Origin of the sequence: Pseudooceanicola nanhaiensis DSM 18065, assembly GCF_000688295.1 — a bacterium.
Taxonomy (GTDB): Bacteria; Pseudomonadota; Alphaproteobacteria; order Rhodobacterales; family Rhodobacteraceae; genus Pseudooceanicola; species Pseudooceanicola nanhaiensis.
Window position 1 is genome coordinate 1,725,248 of record NZ_JHZF01000011.1, and the last position, 26,182, is coordinate 1,751,429.

Below are 26,182 nucleotides of genomic sequence, written 5' to 3' on the forward strand. Positions count from 1 at the left end.
CGGTCAGAAGTCGAAATCGAGCCGCAGCGACCCCACGATCTGCCCTTCGTCCTGGCCCGCGAATTCCGGGCTGAGCCATGTCAGCCCGTAGAAGCCGCGGCCCCGGGAGCCGTCCCAGTGCAGCCCCGCCCGGATGCGCGTGCGGTCGAGCGGCCGGTTGGGCGCGGGCAGGAAGGCGCTCTGGTGCACCAGCGCGTGATCCGCGCCGATCACGAAGGAATATCCGGGCGCCGTGCCGTCGATGGCGCGGTAGCGCTGGCCGGTGACCGGGTCGCGGACCAGCAGCCCGCCCTGCCCCACCCGGCCGATCGTCAGGTCCGCCCCGGCCCGCAGGTAGGTCTCGACCCCGAGGCGCGCCTCGACGAAGGGGCGCAGCGTGGCGCCGTCCATCCCGATGCTGCGCCCTGCCTCGAAGGACAGGGTCGGATGCACGCCGTTGCCGATCCCGGCCGCGCGGGTGCGTTCCGACGGGCCCGCGATGTCCATCAGGTCATGGATCGCGTCCTGCACCCGGTAGAGCCCGGTCTGGTCCCCGGTGATCGCGAGATCGGCGCCGAGCGACATCTCGGCCCCGCGCCGCTCGAAATGGCTGTGCAGGCCGAAGCTGAGCGCGTTGGCATAGGGCCGGTCGCCCGGCGCGGGCCGCACGAGGTTCTCGGGCGCGATGATCTTCGCCTCGAAGCGGAATTCCAGCAACCGGCCCGGCGTGGCGGGCAGGCTGCCGTCCCGATCCCGGCCCCAGACATAGCTCGAGGCGATGGAGGCCGTCTGCCACCGGTCGAGCCGGCCCCAGAAGACATCGTTGTTCACCAGCCGCCCGTGGCCGAGGAAATGATAGCCTTCGGCCCGTGCGGCCGGCGTGGCGGTCAGCAGGGCAAGGGCCAGGAGGAGAGGTTTCACGCCGCGGCCCGCCTGTCGGAGAGATCCGCCTGCGCCTCGAGCGCGGGGTATTTCCACATGAGCGTCACGCCGCGGGCGATGAACGAGATGTGCATCGCGATCCAGAGCCCGTGGTTGCCAAAGAGCGGCACCAGCGCCGCGGCCGAGGCGAAGTAGATCACCGCCGAGAGCAGCATCATGTTGCGCATGTCGCGGGTCCGGGTGGCGCCGATGAAGATGCCGTCGAGCATCCAGCAGGCGATCCCGGTGAGCGGTGTCAGCACCATCCACGGCAGGTAGAGCCGGGCCGTCTCGCGCACCTCGGGCGCGGTGGTCATCGTGTCGATGATCGCGCCCCCGAACAGCAGGAAGGCCAGCGACAGGAGCACCGACGTGGCCACGCCCCAACCTGACACCATGATCGCCGCGCGGCGCAGCACCGGGCGGGCGCGCGCGCCGAGCGCGTGGCCGACCAGCGCCTCGGCCGCGAAGGCGAACCCGTCGAGGGCGTGGGCGGTGATGTTGAGAAACTGCAGAAGCACCTGGTTCGAGGCCAGCGTCACGTCGCCGAAGCGCGCGCCGAGGAACATGAAGGAGGTCATGATCGACAGCAGCAGGAGCGAGCGGATGAGGATGTCGCCGTTGACCATCGCCATGTGCTTCAGCCGCTCCGGGTCGAACACCCGCGCCCGGTCGCGCCAGCCGTGGCTACGGAAGGCGTCGCGGCAGAACCAGAGGCCGACGCCCGCGCCCAGCACCTCGGAGATCACGGTGGCCAGCGCCACGCCCTCCACGCCCCAGCCGAGGCCCAGCACGAACCACAGGTCGAGCAGGATGTTCACCCCGTTCATCGCGACCTGGATCACGAGGACCGCCCGGGTGCGCTCCTGCGCGATGAGCCAGCCGGTGATGCCGAACACCGCGATGGCGAAGGGGGCCGAGAAGATGCGGATGCCGAGGTAGCTGCGGGCCATCGCCTCGACCTCGGGAGAGGCGGGCGAGAGCATCAGCGCGGCGGCGAAGATCGGCACCTGCAGCAGGATCAGCGCCAGCCCCCCGGCCCCGGCGACGATCAGCGCGCGGGAGAGGAGCGCCGCGACCTCGGGCGTGTTGCGCGAGCCGAGCGCCTGCGAGGTCAGCCCCGTCGTCCCCATCCGGAGGAAGCCGAAGATCCAGTAGATCGAGGTCAGGATGACGGCGCCGATCCCGACCGCGCCGATCGGTTCCGGCAGGCCCAGCTGGCCGACCACCCCGGTATCGACCGCGCCGAGGATCGGCACGGTGGCGTTCGAGAGCACGATCGGCACGGCGATGTTGAGGATGCGGCGATGGCCGAGGACGGGCGGCGCCTCGGGCGGGGTCGTCTCGGTCATCTGTCGCCTTCCTGCGGGGGCATCACGAAATGGCCCATGGCATGGGCGAAGGGGCGGCCGCGGTTGTCCTGCCAGGCTTCGACCAGCACGCTGGCGTAGCGGCGGCCGGACCGCGTGACCTCGGCGCGGGCATAGGCGTCCCGCGGCAGGCCCGAGCGCAGGTAGTCCACGGTGAAGTCCACCGTCTTCGGCAGCCGTGGCAGCTGCCCCTCGGCCATCGCGACCGCGTCGATCTCGCCGCTTTCGAAGCGCGGCCAGAGCATCGACCAGCTCAGCCCGACGATCGCAGTGACCTCCAGGAAGGCCGAGGTCACGCCGCCATGCAGCGCCGGCAGCACCGGATTTCCGATCAGCATGTCCTGGTAGGGCAGCACGCCGGTCAGCTCATCGCCGCGCCGCTCGAACCGGATGCCGAGGAACCGGATATAGGGCACCCCGGCCACCAGCGCGTCGAGCGCAGCGTCACGGCGCTGCTTGACCACCTGCACGGGTTCGGGACGGCGCGCCATCAGCCGCTCACCGTGAAGGCGCCCGAGGCGGTGGCCACGGGCCGGTCCGGATCGCCGTCCGAGGCGACGGCCCGCACGAAGGCGACCGAGCGGGTCATGTGGTGGCAGGTCGCCTCGGCCGTGATCGTCTGGCCGGGCGTGGCGGGGCGCATGTATTCGATCCTCAGGTCCAGCGTCGCGGTGACGCGCGGCGCGTCGGGATGCGTCATCACCGCCGCCCCGCAGCAGGTGTCCATCAGCGTCGAGACCGCGCCGCCGTGCAGCACGCCCGTCTCGGGATCGCCGACGAGCCGCGCGTCGTAGGGCAGCGCCATGCGCGCGCTGCCGCTGCCGATCTCTTCCAGCCGGATCGAGAGCGCGCGGGCATGCGGCAATGCCTCGATGAATTGTTGCGCGATCCTGCGCCGGGTGGCCTCGTCCATGTTCCGCCTTTCAAACGTCGCCGCATAACACCCTCTCCCCCGGGCGGATGCAAGGCGGGGTGGTTGCCGATCCCGCACGAAATGCCTACCTTCCCCTCACCCCTTCCCGCGGCAAATAGAGATACGCGGCATGAGCGAAGACCGCCTGACCTTCAAGGAGATGTGCGCAAGGTTCGACGTGACCCCACGCACGCTCCGCTACTACGAATACATCGAGCTGCTTCAGCCCGAGCGCGACGGGCGTTCCCGCTATTATTCCCGGCGCGAGATCGCGCGGATGAAGCTGATCCTGCGCGGCCGGAAGTTCGGCTTCCCGCTCGAGGACATCCGCCAGTGGCTGCTGGTCTACGACCAGCACGGCAGCGAGGCGCAGCTGCGGGAATGGGTCGGCGCGGCGGACCGGCAGCTCGACGAACTCTTCGAACAGCGGCGGCAGCTGGACGAGGCGATCGAGGAACTGAAAGACCTCAGGAACGAAACCGCCAAAAACCTTCGGATCCCGTCCGTATAGGTTGATTCCCCCACGTAAACGCGCCTACGAGGATGCGTGGAAAATGGGGACAGGTTTCCAACAGACGGACGCAAGGAAATTGCCGGTTACGTGGGGTCCGCTTGACTGATCTTACGTCACCGAAAAAGTGACGTGGCGTTGCGCTTACGTAAACGTCAATTTCCATTGTATCGCTCCGTCGCCTGTCCCATTTCGCGACCGTCCGGCCCAAAAATTGACCGGTTGGTTAAGTGATATCGGAAGGAACGAGTAAACGATGACCGAAGAAACTCTGACGATCCGCGAGATGTGCGACGCCTACGACGTGACGCCGCGCACCCTCCGCTTCTATGAAGCAAAGGAACTGCTGTTCCCGATCCGTATCGGCCAGAAGCGCCTCTTCACCCGGCGCGACCAGGCCCGACTCAAGCTGATCCTGCGCGGCAAGCGTTTCGGTTTCAGCCTCGAGGAAATCCGGCAGCTGCTGGATCTCTACTACATCGGCGACCAGCAGAAGACCCAGCTCGAGCAGACCTACGGGGTTGCAGAGCAGCGGCTCGCCGACATGAAGACGCAGCGCGAGGAACTCGACGCGGCCATCGCCGAACTCGAACAGCAGATGGAGTGGGGCGCGAAGATCATCGCCTCGCTGAACGAGAGCAAGACGGCGGCCGAATAACCACCCGGCCTGCCTCCGAGTTTTAGGGAGAAAGACATGCCGAGCTATACCGCACCCGTGAAGGACATGCAGTTCATCCTGCACGACGTCCTGAAGCTGTCGCAGAGCGACGTTCCGGGCTTCGACGAGCTGGATGCCGATTTCACCGGCGCCATCCTCGAAGAGGCCGGCAAGATCGCGGGTGAGGTGCTCGCACCGCTGAACGCGGTCGGCGACCGGGAAGGCTGCCGGCTCGAGAACGGCGTCGTCTACACCCCCACGGGCTTCAAGGCGGCCTTCGACAAGATGCGCGAAGGCGGCTGGACCGGGCTCGACTGCGATCCCGAATACGGCGGCCAGGGGATGCCCCATGTCCTGGCCACGGCGACCGGAGAGTTCTTCACCGGCGCCAACATGGCCTTCACGATGTACCAGGGTCTGACCCACGGCGCCTATTCCGCGATCCACGCCCACGGGACGGATGCGCAGAAGGCGAAATGGCTGCCCAAGATGGTCACCTGCGAGTGGACCGGGACGATGAACCTGACCGAGCCGCAATGCGGCACGGACCTCGGGATGATGCGGACCAAGGCCGAACCGCAGGAGAACGGCACCTACAGGATCACCGGCCAGAAGATCTTCATCTCGGCCGGTGAGCACGACATGTCCGAGAACATCATCCACCTCGTGCTGGCGAAGATTCCCGGCGGCCCCGAGGGGATCAAGGGCGTCTCGCTCTTCATCGTGCCCAAGTTCCTCGTCGACGACGAGGGCCAGATCGGCGCCCGCAACGGCGTCTCGGTGGGCAACATCGAAGAGAAGATGGGCATCCACGGCAATGCCACCTGCGTGATGAACTACGACGGCGCCGAAGGCTACCTCCTCGGCGAGGAGCACAAGGGCATGCGCGCGATGTTCACCATGATGAACGAAGCGCGGCTCGGCGTCGGCATGCAGGGTCTGGCGGTGGCGGAAGCCGCCTACCAGAACGCGCTGGACTACGCGAAGGACCGGCTGCAGGGCCGCGCGATCACCGGGGCCGAGAACAAGGACGGCCCCGCCGATCCGATCATCGTGCATCCGGACATCCGGCGTTCGCTGATGGACCAGAAGAGCTTTGCCGAGGGCGGCCGTGCCTTCGCGCTCTGGGGCGCCGAGATGATCGACCGCTCGCATCGCGCGGGCGACGCGGAGGCCGAGGGGATGATCTCGCTCCTGACGCCCGTGCTGAAGGGCTTCCTGACCGACGAGGGCTTCGACATGGCCGTCCTCGCCCAGCAGGTCTATGGCGGCCACGGCTACATCGAGGAGCACGGCATGTCGCAATTCGCGCGGGACGCGCGGATCGCGATGATCTACGAGGGTGCGAACGGCGTCCAGGCGCTCGACCTCGTGGGCCGGAAACTCGCGGCCAATGGCGGCAAGCCGGCGATGGCCTTCTTCGAGATGGTCAAGACCTTCTGCAAGGAGAACGCGGGCGACGCGGAGTTCGACACCGCTTTCCTCGAACCGCTCAAGACCGCCTCCAAGCACCTGCAGGAAGCCGCGATGTACTTCATGCAGAACGGCATGAAGAACCCGAACCACGCGCTCGCGGGCTCCTATGACTTCATGCACCTCTTCGGTCATGTCTGCCTCGGGCTGATGTGGTCGAAGATGGCGCTCGCCGCCAAGGTGAAGCTCGCGGAGGGCGCGCCCGACGCCGCCTTCTACGAGACCAAGATCGCCACCGGCCGCTACTACATGGCCCGGCGCCTGCCCGCGACGTCGATGCACCTCGCCCGGATCTCCTCCGGTGCCGACACGGTGATGGCGCTCGACGCGGCCAACTTCTGAGCCGGGGATCAACCCCGCGCCACGCACAAGCGACAGGGGGGCCTGACGGCCCCACTCACGGGAAGGACGGACGCCTGCGCGGGGATGCGCGGGCGTCCCGTCACCGAGAGGAGACGCCATGACAGCCACCGAGCTCCGCGACCGCACCGCGACGCAGACCATGTGCCAGGGTGGCGCCCTGCACCGCCCCGGTGCCGCGGGTTCCGCACCTTTGGTCCCCGCGCCTGGGGCGACGTGCACGGCCGCGACCCAGGCCCCGGAGGAGTGATGCCCAGACGCTTCCGCATGACCCGCCGCTTTCCCGTCGCGATGACCGAGGCCGGCTACCGCCGCCTCAGGGGTTTCGCCCGCGACAACGGGCTCGACGAGGGCGAGGCGCTGTCCTTCCTCTTCGAGAATTTCGAAAGCGTGACGGACACCGACAACCTGACCCACCGGATGCGGCTCTTCCGCTCCGAGCTGAAGGCGCGGAGGTCGTGAGCGTGGCGACCGCAGCGCTCCAAAGCCCGGGCGTCGCGGCTACCCCGCCGATCCGACGCCTCCGGCGGGAGTATTTCCGGAAAGATGAAGCGGGGGACACGTCCACCCCGCGCCGCCGCGCCCTGTTGCAATCGGATCGGGGCAGCGCGGGGCTTCACCTTTCGCGCCCATCGGCACTCCTGCCTGTGGCGTGGGCACACCAAAACACGTGGAAGGTTAAGGCGACGTTATCATCCCCCTTCATCTTTCCAGAAATACTCCACGGGGGTCCGGGGGTGTGAAACCCCCGGTCCCTCACCCAACCACCGGGAGGACCCCATGACGATCCAACTCCACTGCTTCGGCGAGAGCGGCAATGCCTACAAGGCCGCCCTGCCCCTCGCGCTCTCCGGCCTCGACTGGGAGCCCGTGAAGGTCGATTTCTTCAACGGCGGCACCAAGACGCCCGACTACCTCGGGATGAACGCCATGGGAGAGGCGCCGGTCCTGGTGGACGGCGACGTGGTGCTGTCGCAATCCGGCGTCATCCAGATGTACATCACCGAGAAGACCGGCAGGTTCGGCGGCGCCACCCCGGAGGAGGCCCGCGAGGTGATGCGCTGGATGTTCTTCGACAACCACAAGATGTCGAGCCAATGCGGCACCCAGCGGTTCCTGATGAACTTCCTGCCCGAGGAGAAGCGCCCGCAGGAAGTCATCGGCTTCCTCGGTGGCCGCCTCCGCGCCGCTTTCAAGGTTCTGGAGAACGGGCTCGAGGGCCGCGACTGGCTCGTGGGCGACGCCCCCACCAACGCCGATTTCTCCAATTGCGGCTATCTCTTCTACCCCGAGCCCTTCGGCTTCGAGCGGAAGGACTGGCCCAACATCGACCGCTGGCTCTCGAACATCGAGGGCCTCGACGGATGGAAACACCCTTATGACCTGATGCCCGGTCGGCCTTCCGACCGCGGGCTCTGAAACTGACAGGAGCTGACATGACCGAAGCCTACATCTACGACGCCGTGCGGTCCCCGCGCGGCAAGGGCCGCCCGGACGGAAGCCTGCACGAGGTGACTGCCGTCACCCTCGGCAAGCAGATGCTGAACGCGATCAAGGAGCGCAACGCGCTCGAAGGCCACGCCGTCGAGGACGTGATCTGGGGCAACGCCACCCAGGCGATGGAACAGGGCGGCTGCCTCGCGCGGACGACCGTGCTGGCCTCCGATCTCGACCAGTCGATCCCCGGCCTCTCGATCAACCGCTTCTGCGCGTCGGGCATGGAGGCCGTGAACCTGGCCGCCAACCAGATACGCGGCGGCGCGGGCGAGGCCTATATCGCCGGCGGCATCGAGATGATGTCCCGCGTCCCCATGGGCTCGGACGGGGCCGCGGTGGCGGTGGACCCGACCGTGGCGCTCGACGATTACTTCGTGCCGCAGGGGATCTCGGCCGACATCATCGCCACGCAATACGGCATCTCGCGCGACGATGCGGACGCCTTCGCGGTCCGCTCGCAGCAGCGCGCCAAGAAGGCCTGGGACGAGGGCCGCTTCGGCAAGTCCATCGTCACCGTGCGCGACGTGAACGGGCTGCCGATCCTCGCCTATGACGAGTTCATCCGCCCGGGCACCGACATGCAGGGCCTGGGCGCGCTGAAACCCTCGTTCAAGGACATGGGCGAGACGATGCCGGGCTTCGACAAGGTCGCGAAGCTGAAATACCCGCACATGGAGCGGATCAACCACATCCACCACGCGGGGAACTCCTCCGGCATCGTGGACGGGTCTGCCGCCGTGCTGATCGGCTCGAAGGAATTCGGCGAGGCGCGCGGGCTGAAGCCGCGCGCGCGCATCCGGGCGACCGCCAAGATCGGTACCGATCCGACGATCATGCTCACCGGCCCCGTCCCGGTGACCGAGAAGATCCTGCGCGAGACCGGGATGAGCATCGGCGACATCGACCTCTTCGAGGTGAACGAGGCGTTTTCGTCGGTCGTCCTGCGCTTCGTGCAGGCCTTCGACGTCGACATGGACAAGCTGAACGTCAACGGCGGCGCCATCGCCATGGGCCATCCGCTCGGCGCCTCCGGCGCGATCATCATCGGCACCCTGCTGGACGAGCTGGAGCGCTCGGACAAGGAAGTGGGCCTCGCCACGCTCTGCGTCGCCTCCGGCATGGGCGCGGCGACGATCATCGAGCGCGTGTGAGACGGGGACAGGAGACAGAGACATGACTGATTTCACGATGGAAAAAGGCGCCGACGGCGTCGCGGTGATCACCTGGGACCTGCCGGGCAAGAGCATGAACGTGCTGACCATGGACGGGGCACAGGAACTGTCCGACCTGGTCGACGACGCGCTGGCGGACGAGGCCGTGAAGGGCATCGTCATCACCTCCGGCAAGGAGACGATGGCGGGCGGCATGGACCTCAACGTGCTCGCGGGCATGAAGACCGGCGGGGCGGAGGCGGTGTTCGAGGGCGTGATGACCCTGCACCAGCTCTTGCGCAAGATCGAGCGCGCGGGGATGGAGCCCAAGACCAACAAGGGCGGCAAGCCAATCGCCGCCGCCGTGCCCGGCACCGCCATGGGCATCGGGCTGGAACTGCCGCTGGCCTGCCACCGGATCTTCGTGGCGGACAATCCGAAGGCCAAGCTGGGCCTGCCCGAGATCCAGGTGGGCATCTTCCCCGGCGCGGGCGGCACCACCCGGCTTGTCCGCAAGCTCGGCGTGATGATGGCGGCGCCCTACCTGCTGCAGGCCAAGATGTCGGACCCGAAGGCGGCCCAGAAGGCCGGGATCGTGGACGAAGTGGTCGCCGATCCGGTCGCCGCGGCGAAGGAATGGGTGCTCTCGGAGCCGAAATTCGTGAAGCCCTGGGACGAGAAGGGCTACAAGCTGCCCGGGGGTGCCCCCTACCACCCGGCGGGCTTCCAGACCTTCGTCGGCGCCAATGCGATGATCAACGGCGAGACCTGGGGCGCCTTCCCGGCGCCGAAGGCCCTGCTCTCGGCGGTCTATGAAGGCGTGCAGGTGCCCTTCGACACCGCCCTGAAGATCGAGGCGCGGTGGTTCACCTCCGTCATCATGAACCCGTCGTCCTCGGCCATGATCCGGTCGCTCTTCCTCAACAAGGAAGCGCTGGAGAAAGGCGCGAACCGGCCCGAGGCCCCCGACCAGCGGGTGAAGAAGCTGGGCGTCATGGGCGCGGGCATGATGGGCGCGGGCATCGCGCTCGTCTCGGCGCAGGCCGGGATCGAGGTGGTGCTGATCGACCAGAAGCAGGAGGCCGCGGACAAGGGCCGCGCCTATACCGAGGCGTTCCTCGACAAGGGGATCAAGCGCGGCAAGACCACGCCCGAGAAGAAGGCCGAGATCCTCGGCCGGATCACCGCGACGACCGATTACGACACGCTCAAGGATGCCGACCTCATCATCGAGGCGGTGTTCGAGGACGTGGGCGTCAAGGCCGAGGTGACGAAGAACGTGGAGGCGGTCATCCCCGCCGACTGCATCTTCGCCTCGAACACCTCGACCCTGCCGATCACCGCGCTGGCCAAGGCTTCCGCGCGACCCGAGCAGTTCATCGGCATCCACTTCTTCTCGCCGGTCGAGAAGATGCTGCTGGTGGAGATCATCAAGGGCAAGGAGACCGGGGACCGGGCCGTGGCCAAGGCGCTCGACTACGTGCGCCAGATCCGCAAGACCCCGATCGTGGTGAACGACGCGCGGTTCTTCTACGCCAACCGCTGCATCATCCCCTACCTGAACGAGGGCGCCCGAATGGTGACCGAGGGCGTCGCGCCGGCGATGGTCGACAATTGCGCCCGGATGCTGGGGATGCCCGTCGGCCCGCTGCAGCTGATCGACGAGACCTCGATCGACCTCGCCGTGAAGATCGCGAAGGCCACGAAGGCGGCCATGGGCGATGCCTACCCGACCGATGCCAAGGCGACGGACGAGCTGATGTTCTGGCTCCATGACGAGGGCCGGCTGGGGCGGAAGTCGAACGCGGGCTTCTACGAGTACGACGAGAAGGGCAAGCGGACGGGTCTCTGGCCGGGCCTCGAGGCGAAATATCCGCATCAGGACCCGCAGCCCGAGATCGACGAGGTGCAGAACCGCCTGATGTTCGCCCAGGTGCTGGAGGCCGTCCGCGCGCTGGAGGAAGGCGTGCTGGAGGACATCCGCGAGGGCGACGTCGGCGCGATCCTCGGCTGGGGCTTCGCGCCCTGGTCCGGCGGGCCCTTCTCCTGGCTCGACATCATCGGGGCGGAGGAAGCCGTGAAACGCTGCGAGCATCTCACCGAGACCTACGGCGAGCGGTTCGCCACGCCGAAGCTCCTGCGCGAGATGGCCGAGAAGGGCGAGACCTTCTACGGCCGCTTCGGGCCGGAGGCCGCGAAGGCGGCGTGATCCGGGCCCTGCCGGCCGGGTGACACCAGGGGGCGCGTCGTGCAAGCGGCGCGCCCTTTTCCTTGCCTCGGGACCGGGCGGAGGGGCTGGCCCAGGCCCGGCCCCCAAACGAAGACACCGCGCCCCGGCCGGGGACGCGGTGTCTTGCGACTGCTGGACCTGCCCGAGGGAACTCAGGCGACGCGGCTGTCCGCGTAGGGCTGCGGGGCGACCCGGGTGTCGCCGGCCATCGCAGCGGCGGCGATCTCGTAGCGGATCTCGTCGATGAGGGGGCTGTCGGTCTCGTCCGAGAGCAGGCGGTAGGCGATCGTCTCCTGCGCGCTGTAGAGGCGCTGGATCATGTCGCCCGCCGCCGCGCAGACGCAGAGCGCTCCGGTCGAGGTGAAGACGATCTCGTCCTCGTCGAACTGCATCACGAAGACCTCGAAGGGCGAGGCATGGTTCATCCGGCGGATGCCGCAGACGCCTTCGAGCGCCTCGGCGCGGACCAGCGGGAAGGGATCGCCGATCGCCTCTTCGGCCGCATCGCTTTCCACCATCAGGCCCTGCCGCGGCAGGACGATCATGTCCTCGGTGTTGCCGATCGCGCCTTTCGGCACGTGGAGCGGGCGGAAGCGGCGCGGCACATGGCCCGCGCCGGTCCAGAGCGGCACCCGGCGGATCGCACGGACCTCGCGCAGGCCGCGGTCGAAGGTCAGCACACGATCGCCGACCGTCACGGTCTCGACCCGCTGCCAGCCGATGGCGGTGGCGACCTTCGTGCCCTCGATCAGGCCCGACATCACCCCCGTTTCACCGGTCTGGGCATCGTCCCGAATGTCGCTGCGGTAATCCAGCATGTATCTATCCCGTTCCCCGGCCTTCTGCCGCTGTCGTCTGGTCCGGATCATCTGGCCAGAGAATCGGGCCACGCCTTGGCCAGCAAAGCGACTTTTCTGGGGCAACGTTGACTTGCGGTGAACAAACGGCCCGAAGCGCCGGGATTTTGCCCGGCGGGGCGGGAAATCGGCGCCTCGGTGCGGTCAGAAGGCATACCCGAAGCGGCGGATGTCCTCGGCGCAATCCTCGGCCACCAGCGCGGCGGTCGCCTCCGTGTAATAGGCGCGGTGGTCCCTGCCCCGCCGCGAGGCATTGGCGCGCGGAAGAACCAGCGGGAAGCCCAGATGATCGCAGAGGGGCGCTGCGTCCTCCACGAGATGTTCGAGCCGGATGAAGAGATCGCAGCGCTCCACCCCGTCGCTGCCGGTGACATAGCTGCGCGCCGGGCTGGCCCGGAACGCGGCGCGGGTCGCCGGATCGGCGAGGAAGGCGTCGAAAGGCAGCGCCCTGGCCCGGCCGACCGCCGGATGCGCGAAGCTCTGTGCGCGGAGCCAGTGGTAATAGCTCACGGCCCGGTCCCACGGGTTGCGGACCAGCGTGAAGACGAAGAGATCCGGCAGGTCCCGGGCGGTCACCAGCCCCTCAAGATCGGCAAGCGTCGCGTGTTTCCAGAGCCGGCCGCGCGCCACCCCCTGCGGCACCTTTCCCCGCCGTTTAAGGGCCTTGGGCGTGTCGCCCAGCATGATGTCGTCCTTCATCGCGCGCGCTTCGAGCGCCAGCGCCATCGCCGTTCCGCCGGTCTTGGGGATGTGGATGAACAGATAGCGCCGGCCGCGGGACAGGATCATGCGCGGCAGCATAGCCGCGCCGCCGCCTCCGGCAAGCCCTTGCAGCCGCCCGGGACGCGGGGCAGGATCGTGCGGCTTGCAAGGGAGGTCCACATGGGATGGCTGGCTGACGAAACCGGGCTGGAGCGCAACGCGGCAAACCACGTGCCGCTGACGCCGCTGTCGAACCTGACCCGCGCCGCGCGGATCTGGCCGGACCGGCTGGCGGTGGTCTACGGGCCGCACCGCAAGACGTACCGCGAATACCTCGAACGGGTGACCCGCCTCGCCTCGGCGCTGGAGAAGCTGGGCGTGCGGCCCGGCGACGTGGTGGCGACGATGATCCCGAACCTGCCCCCGCAGGTCGAGGCGCATTTCGGCGTGCCCGCCTGCGGCGCGGTGCTGAACGCGATCAACACCCGGCTCGATCCGGACACCGTGGCCTATATCCTCGACCATGGCGGCGCGAAGGTCATCATGGCCGATCCGCAATTCCTGCCGACCGTGGCCGAGGCGATCGAGCGGATGGAGGGCCCCGCCCCCGTGATCATCGAGGTCCCGGACGACCACGCGGGCGTGCACGGACACGGCCATCACCAGAGCTACGAGGACCTGCTGGCCACCGGCGATCCGGATTTCGCCTGGATCCTGCCGGAGGACGAATGGGAGAGCATCGCGCTCAACTACACCTCCGGGACGACCGGGCGGCCGAAGGGCGTGGTCTATCACCACCGCGGCGCGCATCTGAACGCCATGGGACAGGTGCTGTCCTGGCGGATGGTGCTCTATCCGCGCTACATGACGATCGTGCCGCTCTTCCATTGCAACGGCTGGTGCCACGCCTGGATGATCCCGCTTCTGGGCGGCACCGTGGTCTGCCTGCGCGACATCGCGGCGAAACCGATGTTCGACGCCATCGCGGACGAGGGCGTGACCCATTTCGGCGGCGCGCCCATCGTGCTGAACATGCTGGTGAACGCGAAGGAGACCGAGCGGCGCGACTTCGACCAGACGGTCGAGGTCTTCACCGCCGGCGCCCCGCCCGCCCCCGCGACCCTGCGCGCGATCGAGCCCATGGGGTTCAACGTCACGCAGGTCTACGGCCTGACCGAGACCTACGGCCCCGCCACCGAATGCACCTGGGATGACGATGTCTGGGGCGCGCTCACCGGCGACGACCGCGCGGCGATCAAGGCGCGGCAGGGCGTGGCAATGCCGGCCTACGAGCATATCACCGTGATGCAGGCCGAGGACATGGCGCAGGTGCCGATGGACGGCGCGACCCAGGGCGAGATCATGATCCGCGGCAATGGCGTGATGAAGGGCTATTACAAGAACGCCGCCGCCACCGAGGAGGCCTTTGCCGGGGGATACTTCCACTCCGGGGACATCGCGATCCAGCACCCGGACGGCTATGTCCAGATCCAGGACCGGGCCAAGGACATTATCATCTCGGGCGGCGAGAACATCTCGTCCGTGGAGGTGGAGAGCGTGCTGATGGGCCACCCGGACGTGCTGCTCTGCGCGGTCGTCGCGAAGCCCGACGAGAAATGGGGCGAGGTGCCCTGTGCCTTCGTCGAGCTGAAGGACGGTCGGGAAGGCGATGCAGACGCGCTGATCGCCTATGCGCGCGAGCGGCTCGCCGGGTTCAAGACGCCGAAGCGGGTGGTGTTCGAAGAGCTGCCGAAGACCTCGACGGGGAAGATCCAGAAGTTCGAGCTCAGGCAGAAGGCGCGGACGCTCTAGGACGTCGCGCGTCGCGTGTCCGGGCCGTCTCTCCGCGCAAGGCGGAGTGCGATGGCACGCGGTGATGGCTGTTCCGCCCGCGGACGTTGGCGCGCCGAGAGGGGCGCAGGTTCGGGACGGCGCCAGGGTGGACCCCGCCCTGCCTGCACCGCGCCTGACGGAAAGGGGCCCGGGTTTGAGCCTGGCCGGCCTCTTCGGACCGAGTGCGCGACAGCTTCCGCAGGCCGGGATGCAACCCGGCCCGCCTCTGCACCGTCTCGAATTGCCCGCCCGGGAAAGCCGGTATACATTGCCGGAAAACGACGAGCAGATCGGCCCTATCCAAGGTGACAGCCCTCCACGAATACCAGCGGCTCGAGGCCCGCGGCCTGTGGCGCGAAAGCGCCGAGGCGCAGCGGCGCGAGGTCGTGGTCTCGCTCGGCGATGCCACCCTGATCCTGACCGACGCGAACGACCGGCCGCTCGCCCATTGGTCGCTGGCCGCCATCGAACGGCTCGACACCGGGGCGCATCCCGCGCTCTACAGCCCCGACGGGCTCGAGGACGAGACGCTCGAGCTGCCCGAGGACGAACAGGAGATGATCCGCGCCATCGAGCGGGTCCGCCGCGCGGTCGAGGGGCGCCGTCCGCGCCCGGGCCGGCTGCGCTTCGGGCTGATCGGAGCGACGCTCGTCGCGGCGCTCGCGCTGGCGGTCTTCTGGCTGCCGGGCGCGCTGGCGCGGCATGCGCTCACGGTGGTGCCCATGGTCAAGCGCGAGGCGATCGGCGAGGCGCTGATGGAGCGGCTCCACAAGGTGACCGGCCCGGCCTGCGCCGACCGTGACGGGCAGCGTGCGCTCGACCGGCTGGCCCGGCGCCTGCCCGGCGTCAGCGGTCCGCCCGAACTGCATGTGATGCGCGACGGGGTGCGCGGCGCGGCGCATCTGCCCGGCGGCATCATCCTGCTGAACCAGTCGGTGGTCGAGGACACCTCGGATCCCGATGTCGTCGCGGGCTACATCATCGCCGAACAGGCCCGCGCCCGGCTGAGCGATCCGCTGGGCGACGTGCTGGAGGCGGCGGGCGTCGCCGCGACGGTGCGGCTGCTGACCACCGGCGCGCTGCCCGAAGACGCGCTCGACAGCTATGCGCACACGATCCTCACCGAACCGCCGGTGCCGGTCGCCGACAATGTCCTGCTCTCGGGGTTCGAGGCGCAGGGCGTGCGCTCTTCGCCCTACGCCTATGCGCGCGACATCTCGGGCGAGGACACCGTCGGCCTGATCGAGGCCGACCCCCATGCCGGCGGCACCACCGAGCCGGTACTGAGCGATTCCGACTGGCTGCGCCTTCAGGCGATCTGCGAGCGCTGAGGCCTCAGCGCGGGAAGGCGTCGGAGAAACCGGCGCGGCGGGCGGCATCGAGCGCCTGCGCCACCTCGGCCCCGGAGGCGAAGGGCCCCGCCAGCACGACCCGCAGCTCCCCCTGCCCGCCCCGATGCCGGCCATAGCGCACCGGCAGGCCCACAGCCTTCAGCCGCCGCGCCGCCTTGTCGGCATTCGCGGGCACGCCGAAGCTGCCGACCTGCACCCAACGGTGCCCGGACGCCGCCGGCGCGGAGCGCGAGGACAGCGTGCCGGAGCGCGTCACGGCCTTGCCGCTCGACGAGACCTCGGGCGCAGGCGCGGGCCGGTAGCTCGCGCCGTCGCGCCCTGCATCGCCCCGGCGCAGCTTGCGCGGGACGGTGTTGGTCCAGAGCCGTTCGGTCGAATAGATCCCCGAACGGGTCATCTCGGCCCGGCGCGGGTTCAGGCGGTCATCGGTGAAGGCCGGGCGATAGCCCTGCGGCACGGCGGTCTGGACGCGGGTGCCGCGGTTGTTCTCGTAGACGTGGCGCGGCACGACGCGGACGCCGGGCGGGATCTCTTCCTTCCGCAGCACCGTGCCCGCGGGCGGGCCGGGCACCCGCGTCACGACGACCGTCCTCGACGGCGTGCGCAGGGCGGCGGAGCGAGCGGGCTTCGACGCGGTGGTCCGGGGTTTCGGGACCTGGGCCATCGGCAGCGGGGATTTCGGATCGCGCGGTTCGGGCTCGGCACGCGCCACCGTGGGGGGTGGCGCCGGGCGGACGGGCTCGGGCGTCGTCTCGGTCCCTGTCTCGGCCGGGGGCACGGCGACCACCTCGTCCACCTCGATCGGCGTCGGCGTCCGGTTGCAGACGGGCGCCCGGTCACGGCCGATCAGCGGCACCCAGGTCACGTCGTCGTTCACCTGCGCGCGGGCAAAGACGCAGCCTGCGCTGTCGACATATTGCTGGCCGGCATAGCCCGCCGGTGGCATCTCGGCCGGGCTCTGCGCCTGCGCGGCCGTCCCCAGGACAAGGGCCAGGACCCAAAGTGATCTGCTCTTCATCGCAATTCCCCCGACATATCCGGTCAACCTTGCCCGAGCGGATCCTCCGAGTAAACGGGTCCGGTCACTTCGTGCCGAACATCCGGTCGCCCGCGTCGCCCAGTCCGGGAACGATGTAGCCCTTTTCGTTCAGACGGCTATCCAGCGCGGCCGTGACGATCGGCACGTCGGGATGCGCCTCCTTCATCCGGGCCACGCCCTCGGGCGCGGCGAGCAGGCACATGAAGCGGATGTTGTTGGCGCCCGCCTCCTTCAGCAGGTCCACCGCCGCGGCCGAGGAATTCCCCGTCGCCAGCATCGGGTCGAGCGCGATCACCAGCCGGTCGCCCAGATCCTCGGGCACCTTGAAGTAATACTGGATCGGCTGGAGCGTGCGTTCGTCGCGGTAGAGCCCGACGAAGCCCACGCGCGCCGCCGGGATCAGTTCGAGCACCCCGTCGAGCAGCCCGTTCCCCGCCCGCAGGATCGAGATCAGCGCCAGCTTCTTGCCGTCGAGGACGGGCGCGTCCATCGGCTCGAGCGGCGTGTCGACCGTTTTCGTCGTCATCGGCAGCTCGCGGGTGACCTCGTAGGCCAGCAGCAGAGAGATCTCGCGCAGGAGCTGGCGGAAGGACTTGGTCGAGGTTTCCCTGTTCCGCATGATCGACAGCTTGTGCTGGACCAGCGGGTGGTTCACGATGGTCAGGTGCTCGGTCATTCTGCGCTCTCCAGCTTCTTGGCGATCCTTGCGCGGGTGTCCTCGTCGCAGAAGGCCGCGTCAAGGGCGGTTCGGGTGATTTCGCCGAAAACCTCCGCGTCCCAGCCGAAGGCGCGTTCGAGTTCCTCGAATTCGCGCGTCATCGTGGTGTGGAAGAACGGCGGATCGTCGGTCGAGACGGTGACTTTCACGCCGCGCTCGCGGAGCTGCTCGATCGGGTGCCTGCGCCAGTTCGGGTAGAGCCCGAGGGTGACGTTCGAGCCCGGGCAGACCTCGAGCGTCACGCCTTTTTCGGCCAGTTCATCGACCAGCGCGAGGTCCTCGATGGCGCGGACGCCATGGCCGATCCGTTCGACCTTCAGGTCGGTGAGCGCGTCGCGCACCGATTGCGGCCCGCCCCATTCGCCGGCATGCGCCGTCAGGTGCAGCCCCGCCTCGCGGGCGCAGTCGAAGGCCCAGGTGAAATCCCTGGGCTTGCCCTTGCCCTCGTCGCCCGCGATGCCGAAGCCGGTGATGAAACCGCCCTTCGTCTCGGCCGCGCAGACCGCAATGGGGCGCGCCTTTTCGGGGCCGAAATGCCGGATGCAGGTGATGACGCCGCGCAGCGTGATCCCGAGGGTCTTCTCGGCCTCGTCCGCGACCTCCTCGATGGCGTGCAGGTACTCGCGCCAGGCCTCGACATCGCCGCCGCCGCAGAAATCGGGCGAAAGGAAGGTCTCGGAATAGACCACGCCATGCGCCGCGCTCTCCTCCAGCACGGCCCGGGTCAGGCGGGCGTAATCCTCGGGCGTCCGAAGCACCGAGGTCGCGGCCTCGTAGACCGACAGGAAATGCACGAAGTTCTCGTAGGCGTAATGGCCCCGTTCGTCGAAGACCTTCGAGATGTCGACGTTCTTCTCCTGCGCGAGCCCCCGGATGAAGGCCGGCGGGGCGGCGCCCTCGTGGTGCAGGTGAAGCTCCACTTTCGGATAGGTTTTCCAGCTCACAGGAACGATCTCCCCTTGCCTTGGGGCGGGACGCCCAGGTGGTCCGCGACGCTCGCGGCGATATCGGTGAAGGCGACGAGGCCGGCCTCGCCCGCCCCCTTGCCCGCGACCAGCACGGGCACGCGCTCGCGGGTGTGATCGGTGCCGATCCATGTCGGATCGTTGCCGTGGTCGGCGGTGACGACCAGCATGTCGCCGGCGCGCAGGCGGGGCAGGATCGTGCCGAGCTCCCGGTCGAACCATTCGAGCGCGCGGGCATAGCCCGACACGTCGCGGCGGTGGCCGTAGAGGCTGTCGAACTCGACGAAATTGGCGAAGGTGAGAGAGCCCTCCTCCGCCTCCTCCACCAGCCGCTTCAGATGCTTCATCAGCTCGGCGTCCGAGCCCTTCACCACGTCGTCGATCCCCTGCATCGAGAAGATGTCGCCGATTTTCCCCACGCCATGCACCGTCCGCCCCGCGCCCTGTACCCAGTCGCAGAGCGTCGGGCTGGGCGGGGCGAGCGCAAAGTCCTTGCGGTTCGTCGTCCGGGTGAAGCCGGAGGCCGCGTCCCCCACGAAGGGGCGGGCGATGACCCGGCCGACCCGCATGTTATGCAAAGTGGGGGCCAGCGCTTTGCAAAGGTCATAAAGCCGTTGCAGACCAAAGGCTTCCTCGTGGCAGGCGATCTGGAAGACGCTGTCGGCAGAGGTGTAGCAGATGGGTTTCCCGGTCCGGACATGCTCTGCGCCCAGCTCGTTCACGATGACCGTTCCGGACGCGTGGCAATTGCCGAGGATGCCGTCCGCGCCGGCGGCCCTGGCGGCTTCGGCGACGAGGTCGGGCGGGAAGGACTTCTCCTTGTCGGGGAAGTAGGTCCAGTCCCACGGCACCGGCACGCCCGCCAGTTCCCAGTGGCCCGAGGGCGTGTCCTTGCCGGGCGAGACCTCGGATGCCGCGCCCCAGAGGCCCTGCGGTTCCGCCGCGAGCCCCGGCGTCGCATCGCCCGAGGCAAGCCGGATCGCCGCCCCGAGCCCGAGGCTGTCCATCACCGGCAGCCGGAGCGGACCGGAGCGCCCCTCCTCCGCCTTTCCCGCCGCGCAGGCCTGCGCGATATGGGCGAGCGTGTTGGCCCCGGTGTCCGGCGTGGTGCCGTTGAAGAAGCGGTCCGCATCGGGGGCGCCGCCGCAGCCGACGCTGTCGATGACGATCAGGAAGGCGCGCGTCATGGGCCGATCCTGTCACGGATGAGCCGGGGCACCTCGGGCCGGGTGTCGGAGAGCGTCACCGCCGCCTGCACCTCGGCCACCGCCCGGTCGGCGCCATCGGTGCGCGCCGCGTGGACGCGGGCGAGCGGCTGGCCCTTCTCGACCCAGGCGCCCATGGGCAGGATGTCGGAGATGCCGACCGAGGGGTCGACCGTGTCGCTTTCCACCTGACGCCCGCCGCCGAGGCCCACGACCGTCAGGCCCAGGGCCTCGCCCGCGAAGCCCGCGACATAGCCCGCGGCCGGAGCGGCGACCTCGCGGATCACGGTCGCCTCGGGCAGGAACCGCGCCCAGTCCTCGACGAAGCCGAGCGGTCCGCCCTGCGCGGCGATCATGCGGCCGAAGGCTTCCGCCGCGGCCCCCGAGTCGATGGCCTTCGCCACCGCCGCGGCCCCCGTATCCACGTCCGGGGCCAGTCCGCCGCCGCACAGCACGACGCCGCCCAGCACCGCGGTGATCTCGGCCAGCGGGCCGGAGGCGGCGCCGGTCAGGACCCGCATCGCCTCGGCCACCTCGAGCGCATTGCCAAGGGACGGGACCAGCGGCTGGTTCATGTCCGAGAGCACCGCCGCCGTCGGGCAGCCCGCGGCGTTCGCGGTGGAGACAAGCGCCTCGGCCAGCCCGCGGGCGTCCTCCTCGGACTTCATGAAGGCGCCCGAGCCGGTCTTCACGTCGAGCACCAGCCCGTCGAGCCCTGCCGCGAGCTTCTTCGACAGGATCGAGGCGGTGATCAGATCGAGGCTCTCGACCGTCGCCGAGACGTCGCGCACGGCGTAGAGACGGCGGTCGGCGGGGGCAATCGCGGCACTGGCCGCGACGATGGCGCAACCGGCCTTTCCGACGGTGTCCCGAAAGCGGGCCTCGTCGAGCAGCGTGGTCACGCCGGGGATCGATTCGAGCTTGTCGAGCGTGCCGCCGGTGTGGCCGAGGCCCCGGCCCGAGATCATCGGGACATAGGCGCCGCAGGCGGCGAGCGCGGGGGCGAGGACGAGGCTGACGCAATCGCCGATCCCCCCGGTCGAATGCTTGTCGAGCGCCGGGCCCGGCAGATCCCAGCTCAGCCGCTGCCCGCTGTCGCGCATGGCGAGCGTGAGCGCCACGCGCCCCTCTTCCGAAAGCCCCCTGAGCAGCACCGCCATTGCGAAGGCCCCGGCCTGCGCGTCGGTCACGCCGCCATCGGCGAGCCCGGCGGCGAACCAGCCCAGCTCCTCGTGCGAGGGCGTGCCGCCGTCCCGCACCGTGGCGATGATCCTGCGTGCATCCATCAGGCGCGGTCCATGTGCGAGGCGTCGAAACGGCCCGGCAGGATCTCGGCCAGCGTCATCTCTTGCGTGGCGCCGTCCGTGGTGCACATGGTGAGCACGACCTCCGGCCCGCCGAATTCCACCAGCTTCTGGCGGCACCCGCCGCAGGGCGGCACCGGCGCGGGGCTGTCGGCGATGACCAGCACCTCGGTCAGGACCGTCTCGCCGGCCGCGACCATGGCGGCGATGGCGCCGGCCTCGGCGCAGGTGCCTTCGGGATAGGCCACGTTCTCGACGTTGCAGCCCGCGTAGATCGCGCCCGAGGCGGCCCGGACGGCCGCCCCCACCTTGAAGTTGGAATAGGGCGCATAGGCGTTTTCCCGCACATCCCTGGCGGCTTGCAGCAGATCCATGGCGTCATCTCCCTGTTCCTTCATCGCGACACTCTCGACAAGCGGCGTGCCGAGTGCAAGCACGCCGTGGCGGAGGGCTCGCACCGGGGCCGTCCGACCCATGCAAATGCGCCACCTTTCCGGCGTCGCGAAAATAGTTTAACGCTAAACCATCCATTTCAAGAGAGGCGATCATGTCCGACGGCAAGGAGTCCCAGCTCAGCCCCGCGCTTTCCTATCACCAGAACCCGAAGCCCGGGAAACTGGAGATCCGCGCGACCAAGCCGCTTGCCAACGGGCGCGACCTGAGCCTGGCCTATTCGCCCGGCGTGGCCGAGGCCTGCCTCGAGATCGGCAAGGACGAGACCGCGGCCTCGCGTTACACCGCGCGCGGCAACCTCGTGGCGGTCGTGTCGAACGGGACGGCGGTGCTGGGGCTCGGGAACATCGGGGCGCTGGCCTCGAAGCCGGTGATGGAGGGCAAGGCCGTCCTCTTCAAGAAATTCGCCGGGATCGACTGCTTCGACATCGAGGTGAACGAACCCGACCCGGAAAGGCTCGCCGACATCGTCTGCGCGCTCGAGCCCACCTTCGGGGCGATCAACCTCGAGGACATCAAGGCGCCCGACTGCTTCGTGGTCGAGAAGCTCTGCCGCGAGCGGATGAACATTCCCGTCTTCCACGACGACCAGCACGGCACCGCGATCGTCGTGGGCGCGGCGGCGACCAATGCGCTGCGGGTGGCCGGAAAGGCGTTCGAGGACATCAAGATCGTCTCGACCGGGGGCGGCGCGGCGGGGATCGCCTGCCTCAACATGCTGCTGAAGCTCGGCGTCAAGCGCGAGAACGTCTGGCTCTGCGATATCCACGGGCTGGTGCACGAGGGCCGCGAGGTCGACATGAACCCGCAGAAGGCGCTCTTCGCGCAGGCCTCCGACAGGCGGACACTGGACGAGGTGATCGACGGGGCGGACCTGTTCCTCGGGCTCTCGGGGCCGAACGTGCTGAGCCCCGAGATGGTGGCCAGGATGGCCCCCCGCCCGATCATCTTCGCGCTCGCCAACCCCACGCCCGAGATCATGCCCGACGCCGCCCGCGCCGTGGCGCCGGATGCGATCATCGCGACGGGCCGGTCGGATTTCCCGAACCAGGTCAACAACGTGCTGTGTTTCCCGTTCATCTTCCGCGGCGCGCTCGACGTCGGCGCGACCGAGATCAACGACGAGATGCAGATCGCCTGCATCGAGGGGATCGCCGCGCTGGCCCGTGCCACCACCTCGGCCGAGGCGGCGGCGGCCTACCAGGGCGAACAGCTCACCTTCGGGGCCGACTACCTGATCCCGAAACCCTTCGATCCCCGCCTCTCGGCCGTGGTCTCGACCGCCGTGGCAAAGGCCGCGATGGACTCGGGCGTGGCGATGCGGCCGCTCGAGGACCTCGAGGCCTATCGCGAGAAGCTCCGCTCCTCGGTCTTCAAGTCGGCGCTCCTCATGCGGCCGGTGTTCGAGGCCGCCCGCACGGCCTCGCGCCGGATCGTCTTCGCGGAGGGCGAGGACGAACGCGTGCTCCGCGCCGCGCAGGCGATCATCGAGGAGACCACCGAGACGCCGATCCTGATCGGCCGTCCCGAGGTGATCGAGCACCGCTGCGAACGCGCGGGGCTGAAGATCCGCCCCGACACCGACTTCAACATCGTGAACCCCGAGAACGACCCGCGCTACCGCGACTACTGGGGCACCTATCACGAGCTCATGGCCCGGCGCGGTGTCACCCCCGACACCGCCCGCGCGATCATGCGGACGAACACCACCGCCATCGGCGCCGTCATGGTCCACCGCGGCGAGGCCGACAGCCTGATCTGCGGCACCTTCGGCGAATATCGCTGGCACCTGGGCTACGTGGAGCAGATCCTCGGCGCGGACACCTACAAGCCGGTCGGTGGCCTCTCGCTGATGATCCTCGAGGACGGGCCGCTCTTCCTCGCCGACACGCATGTGCATTCGGAACCCTCGGCCGAGGAACTGGCCGAGATCGCCATCGGCGCCGCGCGCCACGTGAAGCGCTTCGGGGTGGTCCCGAACGTCGCGCTCTGCTCGCGCTCGCAGTTCGGCAACCAGGACACCGAACACGCCCGGCGGATCCGCGAGGCCATCGCGATCCTCGACAGCGCGCCGCGGGATTTCTGCTACGAGGGCGAGATGAACGTGGACACCGCGCTCGATCCGGATCTGCGCGAGACGGTCCTGCCCGGCAACCGGATGAAGGGCGCGGCCAACGTGCTGATCTTCGGCCACGCGGACGCGGCCTCGGGGGTGCGGAACATTCTCAAGATGAAGGGCGGCGGGCTCGAGGTCGGGCCGATCCTGATGGGAATGGGCAACCGGGCGCATATCGTGACCAACTCGATCACCGCGCGGGGCCTGCTGAACATGGCGGCCATCGCGGGCACGCCGGTCGCGCATTACGGCTGAGTGTCGCGCCGCCGTTCTGGGGACGGCGGCGCGCCGTGTCAGGTCACTTCTTGGTGGTCTTTTCGCCGGGTTTCGACGGTTTCTTCTTGGTGTCGGCCATGGCCGTGATCCTTGGCAAGAGGGGCGGCGGAATGCCGTCCCTGACGTAAATCCAAGCTCCTGAAGCCCCGATTCCGCAAGCGCGATTTGCGGTGAAACATTGACGTGATCCCGGCCTCGGCGGCGGTTGGCCGACGGCCCTCCCCCGGGGGCGCATCCGCGCGCGCGGCGCATCCTCCCGGCCCCTCCGGGACGCACCGGGCTCCACCCTGGCGCGATCCGTTCGGGCACCCCGCCCCTTGTCTTCCGGCGCCATGCCCGTCTAACTCCCCCACAATCATCATGCGGCGAAGGAGGAGCACCCGATGAGCTACGCAGAGGTCTACGGGCGCTGGCAATCGGACCCCGAGGGGTTCTGGATGGAGCAGGCCGAGGCGATCGACTGGGTGAAGAAGCCCTCGAAGGCGCTCTGGGACGAAAACGCGCCGCTCTATGAATGGTATGTCGACGGCGAGGTGAACACCTGCTGGAACGCGGTCGACCGCCATGTCGAGAACGGGCGGGGCTCCCAGGTCGCGCTGATCCATGACAGCCCGGTCACCGGGACGGTGCAGAAGATCACCTATGCCGAGCTGCGCAACCGCGTGGCCCTGCTGGCGGGCGCGCTGCGGGCCAGGGGCGTCGAGAAGGGCGACCGGGTGATCATCTACATGCCGATGGTGCCGCAGGCGATCGAGGCGATGCTGGCCTGTGCCCGGATCGGCGCGATCCATTCGGTCGTCTTCGGCGGGTTCGCGAGCCATGAACTGGCCGTCCGGATCGACGATTGCAAGCCCAGGGCGATCATCGCGGCCTCCTGCGGGGTCGAGCCGGGGCGCGTGGTGCATTACAAGCCGCTTCTCGACGGGGCCATCGCGCAGGCGGCGCACAAACCCGATTTCTGCGTGATCTTCCAGCGCGAACAGGAGGTCGCGGAGCTCGAGCCCGGCCGCGACGTCGACTGGCACGCCTTCCAGTACGGCGTGGAGCCGGCCGAATGTGTCCCGGTCGCGGGCAACCACCCGGCCTATATCCTCTACACCTCGGGCACCACGGGCCAGCCCAAGGGCGTGATCCGGCCGACCGCAGGCCACCTCGTGGCGCTGAACTGGTCGATGAAGAACGTCTACAACGTCGATCCGGGCGACGTGTTCTGGGCCGCCTCGGACGTCGGCTGGGTCGTCGGCCACAGCTACATCTGCTATGCGCCGCTGATCCACGGCAACACGTCCATCGTGTTCGAGGGCAAGCCCGTCGGCACCCCCGACGCGGGCACCTACTGGCGGGTCATGGCGGATCACGGGGTGCGCAGCTTCTTCACCGCCCCGACCGCCTTCCGCGCCGTGAAGCGCGAGGATCCGCAGGGCGAATTCATCCGGAAACACGACCTCAGCAAGCTCGAGATCGTCTACCTGGCCGGAGAGCGCGCCGACCCGGACACGATCAACTGGGCGAAGCGCATGCTCGACAAGCCCGTCATCGACCATTGGTGGCAGACCGAGACCGGCTGGCCGATCGCCGCGAACCCGGTCGGCATCGAGCTTCTGCCGGTGAAGGTCGGCTCGCCCTCCGTGGCAATGCCGGGCTACGAGATCCACATCCTCGACGAGGCCGGCAAGGAACTGCCGCGCGGCGAGCTTGGCGCGATCGCGGTGAAGCTGCCCCTGCCCCCGGGCACGCTGCCCACGCTGTGGAATGCCGAAGCGCGGTTCCGGAAGTCCTACCTCGACACCTTCCCAGGCTACTACGAGACCGGGGACGCGGGCATGATCGACGAGGACGGGTATCTCTACATCATGGCGCGCACGGACGATGTCATCAACGTGGCGGGTCACCGGTTGTCGACCGGCGCGATGGAGGAGGTGCTGGCCAACCACCCGGACGTCGCCGAGACGGCGGTGATCGGCGTGCATGACGAGCTGAAGGGTCAGCTGCCCGTGGGCTTCGTCTGCCTGACCAAGGGGGTGAACCGGCCGCACGAGGACATCGTGAAGGAATGCGTCGCGATGGTGCGGGATCAGATCGGCCCGGTCGCGGCCTTCAAGTCGGCGGTCGTGGTGGACCGCCTGCCAAAGACGCGTTCGGGAAAGATCCTCAGGGCGACGATGGCGAAGATCGCGGACGGCGAGGCGTACAAGATGCCCGCGACGATCGACGATCCGGCGATCCTGGACGAGATCGCTGCGGCCCTGAAGACCATCGGCTTCGCCAGGAGCTAGCGGCCCCGGACATGAAGACGGCG

The 26,182-nt window shown here is 68.7% G+C and carries 23 protein-coding genes; 11 read left to right on the top strand and 12 right to left on the bottom strand.

Annotated features, from left to right (window positions below; translation table 11 throughout):
* Positions 1 to 3: 3 nt before the first annotated feature.
* From Q344_RS0109455 to Q344_RS0109470, 4 genes are read right to left on the bottom strand one after another with little or no spacing between them, the layout of a single operon-like run.
* On the bottom strand, positions 4 to 900 hold the full coding sequence (locus Q344_RS0109455) for a lipid A-modifier LpxR family protein (protein WP_028286475.1): 897 nt from the start codon (positions 898 to 900) through the stop codon (positions 4 to 6).
* A complete protein-coding gene (locus Q344_RS23605) occupies positions 897 to 2,252 on the bottom strand; it encodes an MATE family efflux transporter (protein ID WP_036538536.1) in 1,356 nt (451 codons plus the stop codon). Before Q344_RS23605 ends, Q344_RS0109455 begins: the two co-directional genes overlap by 4 nt.
* Positions 2,249 to 2,761 carry a PaaI family thioesterase gene (locus Q344_RS0109465; RefSeq protein ID WP_028286476.1) on the bottom strand — a complete coding sequence of 171 codons (513 nt, stop codon included), beginning with the start codon at positions 2,759 to 2,761 and terminating at the stop codon, positions 2,249 to 2,251. Before Q344_RS0109465 ends, Q344_RS23605 begins: the two co-directional genes overlap by 4 nt.
* Positions 2,761 to 3,183 carry a PaaI family thioesterase gene (locus Q344_RS0109470; protein WP_028286477.1) on the bottom strand — a complete coding sequence of 141 codons (423 nt, stop codon included), beginning with the start codon at positions 3,181 to 3,183 and terminating at the stop codon, positions 2,761 to 2,763. Before Q344_RS0109470 ends, Q344_RS0109465 begins: the two co-directional genes overlap by 1 nt.
* Before the next feature lie 130 nt (positions 3,184 to 3,313).
* Between Q344_RS0109470 and Q344_RS0109475 the strand changes: the two genes are divergently transcribed.
* From Q344_RS0109475 to Q344_RS0109510, 7 genes are all read left to right on the top strand, one after another.
* A complete protein-coding gene (locus Q344_RS0109475; RefSeq protein WP_028286478.1) occupies positions 3,314 to 3,694 on the top strand; it encodes a MerR family transcriptional regulator in 381 nt (126 codons plus the stop codon).
* A 256-nt stretch (positions 3,695 to 3,950) separates the two neighbouring features.
* Complete coding sequence (locus Q344_RS0109480; RefSeq protein ID WP_028286479.1) at positions 3,951 to 4,352, top strand: MerR family transcriptional regulator; 402 nt, start codon at positions 3,951 to 3,953, stop codon at positions 4,350 to 4,352.
* Between the two features lie 36 nt (positions 4,353 to 4,388).
* Positions 4,389 to 6,167 (top strand): acyl-CoA dehydrogenase C-terminal domain-containing protein, encoded by a 1,779-nt coding sequence (locus tag Q344_RS0109485; RefSeq protein WP_028286480.1) that lies wholly within the window; start codon positions 4,389 to 4,391, stop codon positions 6,165 to 6,167.
* 267 nt (positions 6,168 to 6,434) lie between these two features.
* On the top strand, positions 6,435 to 6,647 hold the full coding sequence (locus tag Q344_RS0109495; RefSeq protein ID WP_028286481.1) for a hypothetical protein: 213 nt from the start codon (positions 6,435 to 6,437) through the stop codon (positions 6,645 to 6,647).
* Positions 6,648 to 6,965: 318 nt separating this feature from the next.
* The gene (locus Q344_RS0109500; RefSeq protein ID WP_028286482.1) at positions 6,966 to 7,604 is read left to right on the top strand and encodes a glutathione S-transferase family protein; all 639 of its coding nucleotides are present in this window, start codon (positions 6,966 to 6,968) and stop codon (positions 7,602 to 7,604) included.
* Between the two features lie 17 nt (positions 7,605 to 7,621).
* Positions 7,622 to 8,833 (top strand): acetyl-CoA C-acetyltransferase, encoded by a 1,212-nt coding sequence (locus Q344_RS0109505; protein WP_028286483.1) that lies wholly within the window; start codon positions 7,622 to 7,624, stop codon positions 8,831 to 8,833.
* A 22-nt stretch (positions 8,834 to 8,855) separates the two neighbouring features.
* Complete coding sequence (locus tag Q344_RS0109510; RefSeq protein WP_028286484.1) at positions 8,856 to 11,042, top strand: 3-hydroxyacyl-CoA dehydrogenase NAD-binding domain-containing protein; 2,187 nt, start codon at positions 8,856 to 8,858, stop codon at positions 11,040 to 11,042.
* Positions 11,043 to 11,215: 173 nt separating this feature from the next.
* On the opposite strand, the gene Q344_RS23615 is transcribed toward Q344_RS0109510, so the two are convergent.
* Positions 11,216 to 11,881 carry a Hint domain-containing protein gene (locus tag Q344_RS23615; protein ID WP_051630452.1) on the bottom strand — a complete coding sequence of 222 codons (666 nt, stop codon included), beginning with the start codon at positions 11,879 to 11,881 and terminating at the stop codon, positions 11,216 to 11,218.
* A gap of 183 nt (positions 11,882 to 12,064) precedes the next feature.
* Positions 12,065 to 12,709, bottom strand: coding sequence for a sulfotransferase family protein (locus Q344_RS0109520; RefSeq protein WP_028286485.1), 645 nt, complete (start codon positions 12,707 to 12,709; stop codon positions 12,065 to 12,067).
* A gap of 93 nt (positions 12,710 to 12,802) precedes the next feature.
* Between Q344_RS0109520 and Q344_RS0109525 the strand changes: the two genes are divergently transcribed.
* On the top strand, positions 12,803 to 14,434 hold the full coding sequence (locus Q344_RS0109525) for an AMP-binding protein (protein WP_028286486.1): 1,632 nt from the start codon (positions 12,803 to 12,805) through the stop codon (positions 14,432 to 14,434).
* Positions 14,435 to 14,760: 326 nt separating this feature from the next.
* Positions 14,761 to 15,786: a hypothetical protein gene (locus Q344_RS0109530; RefSeq protein ID WP_028286487.1), complete on the top strand. Its 1,026-nt coding sequence runs from the start codon at positions 14,761 to 14,763 to the stop codon at positions 15,784 to 15,786.
* 4 nt (positions 15,787 to 15,790) lie between these two features.
* Here Q344_RS0109530 and Q344_RS0109535 read toward each other — a convergent pair whose 3' ends face one another.
* The 6 genes from Q344_RS0109535 to Q344_RS0109560 all read right to left on the bottom strand — a co-directional run bounded on the left by Q344_RS0109535 (position 15,791) and on the right by Q344_RS0109560 (position 21,436).
* Positions 15,791 to 16,825, bottom strand: coding sequence for an SPOR domain-containing protein (locus tag Q344_RS0109535; RefSeq protein ID WP_028286488.1), 1,035 nt, complete (start codon positions 16,823 to 16,825; stop codon positions 15,791 to 15,793).
* 64 nt (positions 16,826 to 16,889) lie between these two features.
* Positions 16,890 to 17,522, bottom strand: coding sequence for a uracil phosphoribosyltransferase (upp, locus tag Q344_RS0109540; RefSeq protein WP_028286489.1), 633 nt, complete (start codon positions 17,520 to 17,522; stop codon positions 16,890 to 16,892).
* A complete protein-coding gene (locus Q344_RS0109545) occupies positions 17,519 to 18,508 on the bottom strand; it encodes an adenosine deaminase (protein WP_028286490.1) in 990 nt (329 codons plus the stop codon). Before Q344_RS0109545 ends, upp begins: the two co-directional genes overlap by 4 nt.
* Positions 18,505 to 19,716, bottom strand: a complete 1,212-nt coding sequence (locus Q344_RS26550) for a phosphopentomutase (protein ID WP_028286491.1) — start codon at positions 19,714 to 19,716, stop codon at positions 18,505 to 18,507. The genes Q344_RS0109545 and Q344_RS26550 overlap by 4 nt, the downstream gene beginning before the upstream one ends.
* Positions 19,713 to 21,020 (bottom strand): thymidine phosphorylase, encoded by a 1,308-nt coding sequence (locus Q344_RS0109555; protein ID WP_028286492.1) that lies wholly within the window; start codon positions 21,018 to 21,020, stop codon positions 19,713 to 19,715. Before Q344_RS0109555 ends, Q344_RS26550 begins: the two co-directional genes overlap by 4 nt.
* Positions 21,020 to 21,436 carry a cytidine deaminase gene (locus tag Q344_RS0109560; RefSeq protein ID WP_268238629.1) on the bottom strand — a complete coding sequence of 139 codons (417 nt, stop codon included), beginning with the start codon at positions 21,434 to 21,436 and terminating at the stop codon, positions 21,020 to 21,022. Before Q344_RS0109560 ends, Q344_RS0109555 begins: the two co-directional genes overlap by 1 nt.
* A gap of 149 nt (positions 21,437 to 21,585) precedes the next feature.
* Here Q344_RS0109560 and Q344_RS0109565 point away from each other — a divergent pair, with 149 nt between their 5' ends.
* Together Q344_RS0109565 and Q344_RS0109575 are read left to right on the top strand one after the other, a co-directional pair.
* Positions 21,586 to 23,862, top strand: coding sequence for an NADP-dependent malic enzyme (locus Q344_RS0109565; RefSeq protein ID WP_028286494.1), 2,277 nt, complete (start codon positions 21,586 to 21,588; stop codon positions 23,860 to 23,862).
* A 404-nt stretch (positions 23,863 to 24,266) separates the two neighbouring features.
* Positions 24,267 to 26,159 (top strand): propionyl-CoA synthetase, encoded by a 1,893-nt coding sequence (locus Q344_RS0109575; protein WP_028286495.1) that lies wholly within the window; start codon positions 24,267 to 24,269, stop codon positions 26,157 to 26,159.
* The last annotated feature ends 23 nt before the right edge of the window (positions 26,160 to 26,182 follow it).

What these genes read in the sequence shown, in the direction of transcription:
- Q344_RS23605 (WP_036538536.1), bottom strand. Translation starts at nt 2,252, where the DNA reads ATGACCGAGACGACCCCGCCCGAGGCGCCGCCCGTCCTCGGCCATCGC.
- Q344_RS0109465 (WP_028286476.1), bottom strand. Translation starts at nt 2,761, where the DNA reads ATGGCGCGCCGTCCCGAACCCGTGCAGGTGGTCAAGCAGCGCCGTGAC.
- Q344_RS0109470 (WP_028286477.1), bottom strand. Translation starts at nt 3,183, where the DNA reads ATGGACGAGGCCACCCGGCGCAGGATCGCGCAACAATTCATCGAGGCA.
- Q344_RS0109475 (WP_028286478.1), top strand. Translation starts at nt 3,314, where the DNA reads ATGAGCGAAGACCGCCTGACCTTCAAGGAGATGTGCGCAAGGTTCGAC.
- Q344_RS0109480 (WP_028286479.1), top strand. Translation starts at nt 3,951, where the DNA reads ATGACCGAAGAAACTCTGACGATCCGCGAGATGTGCGACGCCTACGAC.
- Q344_RS0109485 (WP_028286480.1), top strand. Translation starts at nt 4,389, where the DNA reads ATGCCGAGCTATACCGCACCCGTGAAGGACATGCAGTTCATCCTGCAC.
- Q344_RS0109495 (WP_028286481.1), top strand. Translation starts at nt 6,435, where the DNA reads ATGCCCAGACGCTTCCGCATGACCCGCCGCTTTCCCGTCGCGATGACC.
- Q344_RS0109500 (WP_028286482.1), top strand. Translation starts at nt 6,966, where the DNA reads ATGACGATCCAACTCCACTGCTTCGGCGAGAGCGGCAATGCCTACAAG.
- Q344_RS0109505 (WP_028286483.1), top strand. Translation starts at nt 7,622, where the DNA reads ATGACCGAAGCCTACATCTACGACGCCGTGCGGTCCCCGCGCGGCAAG.
- Q344_RS0109510 (WP_028286484.1), top strand. Translation starts at nt 8,856, where the DNA reads ATGACTGATTTCACGATGGAAAAAGGCGCCGACGGCGTCGCGGTGATC.
- Q344_RS23615 (WP_051630452.1), bottom strand. Translation starts at nt 11,881, where the DNA reads ATGCTGGATTACCGCAGCGACATTCGGGACGATGCCCAGACCGGTGAA.
- Q344_RS0109520 (WP_028286485.1), bottom strand. Translation starts at nt 12,709, where the DNA reads ATGATCCTGTCCCGCGGCCGGCGCTATCTGTTCATCCACATCCCCAAG.
- Q344_RS0109525 (WP_028286486.1), top strand. Translation starts at nt 12,803, where the DNA reads ATGGGATGGCTGGCTGACGAAACCGGGCTGGAGCGCAACGCGGCAAAC.
- Q344_RS0109535 (WP_028286488.1), bottom strand. Translation starts at nt 16,825, where the DNA reads ATGAAGAGCAGATCACTTTGGGTCCTGGCCCTTGTCCTGGGGACGGCC.
- upp (WP_028286489.1), bottom strand. Translation starts at nt 17,522, where the DNA reads ATGACCGAGCACCTGACCATCGTGAACCACCCGCTGGTCCAGCACAAG.
- Q344_RS26550 (WP_028286491.1), bottom strand. Translation starts at nt 19,716, where the DNA reads ATGACGCGCGCCTTCCTGATCGTCATCGACAGCGTCGGCTGCGGCGGC.
- Q344_RS0109555 (WP_028286492.1), bottom strand. Translation starts at nt 21,020, where the DNA reads ATGGATGCACGCAGGATCATCGCCACGGTGCGGGACGGCGGCACGCCC.
- Q344_RS0109560 (WP_268238629.1), bottom strand. Translation starts at nt 21,436, where the DNA reads ATGAAGGAACAGGGAGATGACGCCATGGATCTGCTGCAAGCCGCCAGG.
- Q344_RS0109565 (WP_028286494.1), top strand. Translation starts at nt 21,586, where the DNA reads ATGTCCGACGGCAAGGAGTCCCAGCTCAGCCCCGCGCTTTCCTATCAC.
- Q344_RS0109575 (WP_028286495.1), top strand. Translation starts at nt 24,267, where the DNA reads ATGAGCTACGCAGAGGTCTACGGGCGCTGGCAATCGGACCCCGAGGGG.